The organism is Kitasatospora sp. NPDC092039 (assembly GCF_044756065.1).
GTDB lineage: Bacteria > Actinomycetota > Actinomycetes > Streptomycetales > Streptomycetaceae > Kitasatospora.
The window spans coordinates 1-7,909 of the sequence record NZ_JBIVSD010000047.1; the positions used below are offsets into that span (position 1 = coordinate 1).

The 7,909-nt window shown below is 71.9% G+C and carries 8 protein-coding genes and 1 pseudogene; 7 read left to right on the forward strand and 2 right to left on the reverse strand.

Features of this window, described 5'->3' with window-relative positions; genetic code table 11:
- Positions 1–246: 246 nt before the first annotated feature.
- On the reverse strand, positions 247–432 hold the full coding sequence (locus ACIQI7_RS38730) for a hypothetical protein (protein WP_030057688.1): 186 nt from the start codon (positions 430–432) through the stop codon (positions 247–249).
- 441 nt (positions 433–873) lie between these two features.
- On the opposite strand from ACIQI7_RS38730, the gene ACIQI7_RS38735 reads away from it, so the two are divergent.
- From ACIQI7_RS38735 to ACIQI7_RS38750, 4 genes are all read left to right on the forward strand, one after another.
- Entirely contained in the window at positions 874–1,527 is a 654-nt protein-coding gene (locus ACIQI7_RS38735; RefSeq protein ID WP_030057689.1) for a response regulator transcription factor, read from the forward strand.
- Positions 1,528–1,599: 72 nt separating this feature from the next.
- A complete protein-coding gene (locus ACIQI7_RS38740) occupies positions 1,600–2,901 on the forward strand; it encodes a sensor histidine kinase (RefSeq protein WP_401119529.1) in 1,302 nt (433 codons plus the stop codon).
- Positions 2,902–3,132: 231 nt separating this feature from the next.
- Positions 3,133–4,116 carry an acyl-ACP desaturase gene (locus ACIQI7_RS38745; RefSeq protein ID WP_401119532.1) on the forward strand — a complete coding sequence of 328 codons (984 nt, stop codon included), beginning with the start codon at positions 3,133–3,135 and terminating at the stop codon, positions 4,114–4,116.
- Positions 4,117–4,588: 472 nt separating this feature from the next.
- Complete coding sequence (locus ACIQI7_RS38750) at positions 4,589–4,888, forward strand: DUF4193 domain-containing protein (RefSeq protein ID WP_030285479.1); 300 nt, start codon at positions 4,589–4,591, stop codon at positions 4,886–4,888.
- 265 nt (positions 4,889–5,153) lie between these two features.
- Here ACIQI7_RS38750 and ACIQI7_RS38755 read toward each other — a convergent pair whose 3' ends face one another.
- Positions 5,154–5,603, reverse strand: coding sequence for a DUF3093 domain-containing protein (locus tag ACIQI7_RS38755; protein ID WP_401119535.1), 450 nt, complete (start codon positions 5,601–5,603; stop codon positions 5,154–5,156).
- 135 nt (positions 5,604–5,738) lie between these two features.
- Between ACIQI7_RS38755 and ACIQI7_RS38760 the strand changes: the two genes are divergently transcribed.
- From ACIQI7_RS38760 to ACIQI7_RS38770, 3 genes and pseudogenes are all read left to right on the forward strand, one after another.
- The gene (locus tag ACIQI7_RS38760; RefSeq protein WP_401119541.1) at positions 5,739–6,317 is read left to right on the forward strand and encodes a PaaI family thioesterase; all 579 of its coding nucleotides are present in this window, start codon (positions 5,739–5,741) and stop codon (positions 6,315–6,317) included.
- Positions 6,314–6,848: pseudogene (gene dut, locus ACIQI7_RS38765) on the forward strand (dUTP diphosphatase). The gene ACIQI7_RS38760 and the pseudogene dut overlap by 4 nt, the downstream one beginning before the upstream one ends.
- A gap of 2 nt (positions 6,849–6,850) precedes the next feature.
- Entirely contained in the window at positions 6,851–7,654 is an 804-nt protein-coding gene (locus ACIQI7_RS38770) for a DUF3710 domain-containing protein (RefSeq protein WP_401119538.1), read from the forward strand.
- Positions 7,655–7,909 lie beyond the last annotated feature (255 nt).

The following is a 7,909-nucleotide window of genomic DNA, read 5'->3' on the forward strand; positions in this document are numbered from 1 at the left end:
GCCCGGGGTGGTGCCGGGGGCCGCCGCCGGGGGGGGGCCCGCGCCGGGGGGGGGGGGGGGGGGGGGGGGGGGGGGGGGGGGGGGGTGGGGGGGGGGGGGGGGCCCCCCCCGGCCCCCGGGGGCGCCACGGCCCCGGACATGCGAAGAGCCCTGACATACGGGGGATGCCAGGGCCTGGGTTTCGCACGGCCCCCTCAGGGCCGCTGGTGCCGGAGGTCCGGCGACGGGTCGGTGGTGCCGAACGGGTCAGGCAGCGGTGCGGTGGCGCTCCAGCACCGTGTCCACGCCGTGCTCGGCGGCGAGTCGGCGGAGGTCGTCCAGCTCGGACTGCTCCACCTCGGCGAGGAACTCGTCCCCGGCCTCGATCGCGCGGTGCAGGTCCTGCTCGGCGTTGGCTATGCGCTGCAGGATTCCGGCCTTGAAGGCGTCCATACGGGCCCCCTTACTGTGTCGGACGTGCACGGTCGTGCGCTCTCCGCCCCGAGGAGGTCCAGCCGGTGAGAGCACCCGGGCCGGAGGGTGATGGCTCTCCGGATGAGTGCGGAGAGGCCTTCGGCCGCTCCCGGTGATGTCCCAGCCCCAGGGCCGGCGCGGATGAACGCACGGCGGGTGGGTGCGACCGGCCGTCAGCCAGATCGCGGGTGTGCAGCTGTCCTCCCCGCCCCGGCGGCCGGGAAACCTCCGGGTGGAAGAAAGTTGCCCGTGTCACAGTCCAAACGGAATGATGCGGGTGCGAACGGTCGCCGACGCGGCCCCGGGGCCCGTGCCCGAGGGGCAGCTTATCGCTGCTTTACCGCAGGACCAGGCAGGATGGAGGCACCGTCGGAGCCGTGCGTCCGCTTCCGGGGCCGGCCTGGAGAAGGGACAACGACCGTGCGGGTTCTCGTCGTCGAGGACGAGCAGCTGCTTGCCGAGGCCGTAGCGACCGGCCTGCGCCGCGAGGCGATGGCCGTCGACGTGGTGTACGACGGGGAGGCCGCGCTCCAGCGCATCGCGGTCAACGACTACGACGTCGTCGTCCTGGACCGCGATCTTCCGCTGGTGCACGGGGACGACGTCTGCCGCAAGGTGGTCGAGCAGGGCCTGGCGACCCGGGTGATCATGCTGACCGCCTCCGGCGACATCAGCGACCGGGTCGAGGGCCTGGAGATCGGCGCGGACGACTACCTTCCGAAGCCGTTCGCCTTCAGCGAACTCGTCGCCCGGGTAAGGGCGCTGGGCCGCCGCGCGACCATCCCGCTGCCCCCGGTGCTGGAGCGGGCCGGCATCTCGCTCGACCCCGGCCGGCGCGAGGTGATCCGCGACGGACGCACCGTCCAGCTCGCGCCCAAGGAGTTCGCCGTGCTGGAGGTGCTGATGCGGGCCGGCGGCGCCGTCGTCTCCGCCGAGCAGCTCCTGGAGAAGGCCTGGGACGAGCACACCGACCCGTTCACCAACGTCGTGCGCGTCACCGTGATGACGCTGCGCCGCAAGCTCGGAGACCCGCCGGTGATCGTCACCGTGCCGGGCTCCGGCTACCGGATCTGACGACCGGAGTCCGCCCGCCCCGGACTCCCCGCCGTACGCGCCCGCCCAGGCGGACGCCCCGAGAGGACCATCATGACCACCCCGCCCCCCGCCGGCGGGGCCTCCGGCGCGCCCGCCGGGGGCCCACGTGCCGTCCCGCCGAAGCCCCTGACCCCGCCGCGCGTCCACCGCCCCGGGCCCTACGCCCCCGGCGACGGCGTACTCGCCTGGCTCCCCTTCCGCCCCACCATCCGGATGCGCCTCACCCTGCTGTACGGCGGGATGTTCCTGATGGCAGGCGTGGTGCTGCTGCTCCTGATGTACGTGTTCTTCCAGGACGCCGTCTCCTACCTGGCGCCGCGCAAGCTGAGCTTCAACGGCAACCTCGTCCAGGTCAGCGGCCCCGACGGCATCAGCAGCACCATGAACAGCACGGAGTACAACCAGTGGCAGGCCGCCGACTACCTGGGCCGCTCCAACTCCGCGCTCAACACCCTGCTGCGCAAGTCGCTGACCATGCTGGTCTGCCTCGCCGTGATCGCCTTCGCGGCCGGCTACGCGATGGCCGGCCGGGTGCTGCGCCCGCTCGGCCGGATCACCCGCACCGCCCGTGACGTGGCCTCCTCCGACCTGCACCGCCGGATCGAGCTGGACGGCCCGGACGACGAGCTCAAGGAACTCGCCGACACCTTCGACGGCATGCTGGACCGGCTGGACCGCTCCTTCGACTCCCAGCGCCGCTTCGTCGCCAACGCCTCGCACGAGCTGCGCACCCCGCTGGCGATCAACCGCACCCTGCTGGAGGTCCAGCTCTCCGACCCGGCCGCCTCGGCGGACCTCCAGCAGCTCGGGAAGACCCTGCTGGCCACCAACGAGCGCAGCGAGCAGCTGGTCGAGGGCCTGCTGCTGCTCGCCCGCAGCGAGAACGAGCTGACCGACCGGCGCCCGGTGGAGCTGTCCGAGGTGGCCACCCGGGCGCTGGAGCAGAGCCGGGGCGAGGCCGACAAGCGCGAGGTCGAGCTGCGCTCGAAGCTCGATCCGGCCATGGTCGGCGGCAATGGCGTGCTGCTGGAGCGGCTCGCGCTCAACCTGCTGCAGAACGCCGTCCGCTACAACACCGCGGGCGGCTGGGTCGAGCTGGCCACCACCGCGGTGCCCGGCGGCGGCGAGCTGGTGGTCTCCAACACCGGACCGGTGGTGCCCGGGTACGAACTGGAGCACATCTTCGAGCCGTTCCGCCGGATCAAGGGCGCCGACCGCACCCGCAGCGACAAGGGGGTCGGGCTCGGCCTGTCCATCGTCCGCTCGGTGGTGCGCGCGCACGGCGGCACCATCGAGGCCACCCCGCGCTCCGGCGGCGGTCTCACCATGCGGGTTCGCATCCCCTCGCCGTAAGGGGCCGATGCCCGTTCCGCGGGCGACAGTTCCCAGCCGCCCCCGCCAGGCCCGTCAAGACGACATAAGGCCTGGCGGGGGCGGCTTGTCATTTGCGGGCCGAGCAACTTACGGTGTCGTAACCTACGCAACCGTAGGTGAATCCGTCGGCGGACCGTCGACGGGTCGAACGATGTGTCCCCAGTCCCTCGCGCCCGTCCCAGCGCGTGCCGTCCCCTCAGGAGCAAGACCTTGACCATCGCCCCTGTGCAGAGCAGCTCTCCGCTCGTCGCGAGCGGCTGGACCGACGCGCGGCTGATCCTCGCCCTCGAGGAGGTCGTGGAGACCGAGCTCAACCGCCACCTGGGCGTGGCCAAGGAATGGATGCCGCACGAGTTCGTCCCGTGGAGCCAGGGCCGCGACTTCGACGGCGTGCTGGGCGGCGAGGCCTGGTCGCTGGAGCAGTCCCGGGTGACCCCGGTGGGCCGGGTGTCGCTGGTGGTGAACCTGCTCACCGAGGACAACCTGCCGAGCTACCACCACGAGATCGCGACCATGTTCGGCCGCGAGGGCGCCTGGGGCACCTGGGTGCACCGCTGGACGGCCGAGGAGGGCCGGCACGGGATAGCCATCCGCGACTACCTGCTCGCCACCCGGGCGGTCGACCCGGTGGAGCTGGAGCGGGCCCGGATGAGCCACATGTCCGAGGGCTTCGAGTCCGACAACGCGCACAGCATGCTGCACTCGGTCGCGTACGTGGCCTTCCAGGAGCTCGCCACCCGCATCGCGCACCGCAACACCGGCAAGTACGCCGGCGACCCGCTCTGCGAGCAGCTGCTGGCGAAGATCGCCAACGACGAGAACCTGCACATGGTCTTCTACCGGAACCTGCTGAAGGCCGCCCTGGAGCTCGCCCCGGACCAGGCCATGCGGGCCGTCGCCGACGTGGTCACCCAGTTCCGGATGCCCGGCCACGGCATCCCCGGCTTCGAGCGCGCGGCCGCGCAGATCGCCATCGGCGGGGTCTACAACCTGCGCATCCACCACGACGACGTGCTCCAGCCGGTGCTGCGCCACCTCAAGGTGATGGAGATCGGCGGCCTCGGCCCCGAGGGCCTGCTGGCGCAGAACGAGCTGGGCGTGTTCCTGGACGGGCTGGACGGTCAGGCCCGGAAGTTCGAGGAGCGCCAGGCCGCCCTGCTGGCGCGTCGCGAGGCCCGGCGGAACGCCGGCTGAGGCGCGGCGCCGTACGGTCGGAGTGGGTGGATTTTCCGCGATTTGCCCTGGAAGATTCTGAACGTGACCAAGCTCACACCGTGTCGCTCCGCGATTCCGGGCAACCCCGGAGAGTGATCACCTGATCAGGGGTGCCGATCGCCGTCCGTGATCGGTTTTCGACCCCCGCCCGGTCCTCCGGATCGGTCGGCATCCCTGATGGACAAGGGATTTCGTAGGCGTCCGAAACCGCTGTGCTCACTGTGCGTGGTCGGTCAACCGGGCCCGGAGAGGGCCGGCGATGGCCCAGCGTGAGGCCTTCCGCAGCCCCGGGGATCACCCCGATGGAGCCCGGGCTGAGTGTCGATTGAGTAACAGGGCTTGAAGTAAGGCAAAATCTCCGCCTCGGGTCGGGCACAAGACCGACCCCCCATGCGTTACGTGCGCTGGAGATACCGCACACACCGCACAACCCGGAGGGGGAGAGCGAAAAATGGCAACCGACTACGACACCCCACGCAAGACCGACGACGAGCTCAACGAAGACAGCATCGAGGAGCTCAAGGCTCGGCGGAACGACAAGGGCGGCAGCTCCGTCGACGTCGACGAGTTCGACGCCGCCGAGGGCATGGAGCTCCCCGGTGCCGACCTCTCGAACGAGGAGCTCGCCGTCCGCGTCCTGCCCAAGCAGGCCGACGAGTTCACCTGCATGAGCTGCTTCCTGGTGCACCACCGCAGCCAGCTGTACAGCGAGAAGAACGGCAACCCGATCTGCCGGGACTGCGGCGCCTGAGCACCGCGGCGGACAGGGCCCGGGGCCCGCGGCTGCGCCCGCGGGACCGGCACACCGCTCCTTCCGGCCCCGGGCAGCGGGGCCGGACGGCAGGTCCGGGTACCGTCCGGCTGGACGGGCCCGACAGGACGGCGTCGGCCGGCGCATCGGTCAGGACGAAGTCGTAGGGACGGTCCCGCAGCAGCGGAACCGTCCCTCTCCGTTTGTCCGGCCTCTTCCGTCCGGCCCGTCCCGGTCCGGCCGGCTCCCGGCCGGCCGGACCGCCTCAGGTGCGGGCGCCGCGCCGGGCGTCCTCCAGCGCCTCCGCCAGCTTCATCGGCGAGCGGGTCGACAGATAGAGGTACGGCGTCGGGTCGGCCGGATCGGTCACCTCGATCCGCAGCGCCGTCGGGACGTAGCTGCGCAGCAGCATGAAGGCGCGCGGATCGGCCTTGGGGCCGCGCCAGGCCGCCGCCTCGGCGGGGCTCAGCGCCTGAGCGTCGCCGAGCGCGTCCACCGGGATCCGGGCCGGACCGGCCACCAGCGACCCCTGGACCACCCGGATGCGGGCCGAGCCGTAGCCGCTGATCGCCACCGCGCCGGCGGCGATGCCGACCACCAGCCCGATCAGCGCGGCCGGACCGCTGACCCGGATCAGGATCAGCGCGAGCGTGAGACCCACCGCGATCGGGAGCAGCCACCAGGAACGCGGCACCGTGAGCCGTTCGTCGTACATGCCCCCCATTGTGGTCGCCCTGACGTCCGGCAGGGGACGCCACCCCCACGGCGGCCGCCCTACCCCTGGGTAGGGTTGGGCCCCGTGACCGGTACGACAGCCCCCAGCACCCCCGACGACCGGCCGGCGCCCCTGATGCCGCCGTCCCCGACCACGCCGCCGCCGGACGCCGTCCTGCCGGCGCGCCACCCCCAGGCGCCCGCCCCCGGCACCCGGCTCGGCTCGCACTACGAGCACTGCTTCGGGTGCGGCCCGCAGCACCCCGGCGGCCTTCGGATCGACGCGGTCGCCGGCGAGGGACTCGTCGTCACCGCCGAGTTCCCCGTTCGCGACGTCCACCAGGGCGGTCCCGGCCTGGCCCACGGCGGGCTGCTGACCACCGCCATGGACGAGACCCTCGGCGCGCTCAACTGGCTGCTGCACGCCCCCGCGGTGACCGGCCGGCTGGAGACCGACTTCCTCAGCCCGGTGCCCGTCGACTCGGTGCTGCACCTGCGCGCCTGGATCACCGGCGTGCACGGCCGCAAGATCTACAGCGCCGCCGAGGCACGGATCGGCGGGCCGGACGGGCCGGTCGCCGTACGTGCTCAGGCGCTCTTCATCCAGGTGAAGCTGGAACACTTCACCACGCACGGTCGTCCCGAGGACATCGGGAAGGTCCTCGACGACCCGGATCTGATGAAGCGCGCACGAGCCTTTGAGGTGAACCCTTGAGCGACACCCCCCGTCCGCAGCTGGACGTCCTGATCAAGCGCATCGACCCCGAGCTGCCGCTGCCGGCCTACGCGCAGCCCGGGGACGCCGGTGCCGATCTGCGGACCACCGTCGACGCCGAGCTGGCCCCCGGTGAGCGGATCGTCCTGCCCACCGGCATCGCCATCGCCCTGCCGGACGGCTACGCGGCCTTCGTCCACCCGCGGTCCGGTCTGGCAGCTCGTTGCGGAGTTGCCCTCGTGAACGCCCCGGGGACGGTCGATGCCGGGTACCGTGGAGAGATCAAGGTGATCGTCGTCAATCTGGACCCGCGCGAGGGGGTCAGCTTCCGCCGAGGGGACCGGATCGCCCAGCTGGTGATCCAGCAGGTCGAGAAGGCCCGTTTCCACGAGGTGGAGGAGCTGCCTGGGTCGGCACGCGCCGAGGGCGGGTTCGGGTCGACCGGCGGCCATGCCGCGGTCTAGCATTCCCGCGGCCTCGCAGGAAGCCGAGCAGGTATTCGCATCGGTCTTGGACCGGGAAGGACAGTGACCGTGTTCCGTCGTCGCCAGAAGAGCGAGGACGCTGTCGAGCAGCTCGCCGACGACGCCATCAGCGCCGACGAGACGGCCGATGACGTCGAAGGTTCCGCCGAGAGCGAGAACGTGACCGACCTGGACCCGGCCGACAAGGTCGGCCTGCCGCCGGCTCCCCGGCCGGACGGTCCGTGGGACCACTCCGAGCTGGAGAACCCCGAGGAGGGACGAGTCGACCTCGGGGGTCTGCTGGTCCCCGGTGTCGAGGGCATGGAGCTGCGGGTCGAGGTCGCCGGTGACGCGATCGTGGCCGCCACCCTCGTGCTCGGCAACAGCGCCATCCAGCTCCAGGCCTTCGCGGCCCCGAAGTCGGAGGGCATCTGGGGCGAGGTCCGCGAGGAGATCGCCAACGGCATCACCTCGCAGGGCGGCATCATCGAGGAGGAGGAGGGCCCGCTCGGCTGGCACCTCCGCGCCCAGGTCCCCGTGCAGCTGCCGGACGGCACCCAGGGCGTGCAGCTGGTCCGGTTCGTCGGCTGTGACGGTCCGCGCTGGTTCCTGCGCGGCGTGATCTCGGGCCAGGCCGCGGTGCAGCCGGAGATGGCCGGAATCCTGGAGCAGGTCTTCCGGCAGACGGTCGTCGTGCGCGGCGAGTCCCCGATGGCTCCGCGTGACCCGATCGTCCTGAAGCTTCCCGAGGACGCCCAGATGGTCGCCGACGGTGGTGGGGCGGCCGCCGCCGCGGGCGAGGGCGAGAACCGCTTCGGCGGCACCGCGCTCGACCCGTTCGCGCGCGGCCCGGAGATCACCGAGGTCCGCTGACCCGGCTCCGGCCGGCTCTGATCGGCATCGATCGCCCCTGCTCGGGAGCCCGGGCAGGGGCGATTTGCATGTGGCGGGCCCGTCCCCGTACAGTTCCGGAGTCGCCGCGGGAGACCGGGGCGGCAAAGCGGAAAGCGAATCCGATGAATGAAACTCCGGAAAACGGAGCGGAAAACATCTGATAAGCTGGAAACACGAAAGAACGAAGCCCGGAGGGCCTGCTGGAAGGCGGCTCGAAGGAAGCGTCCGTTCCTT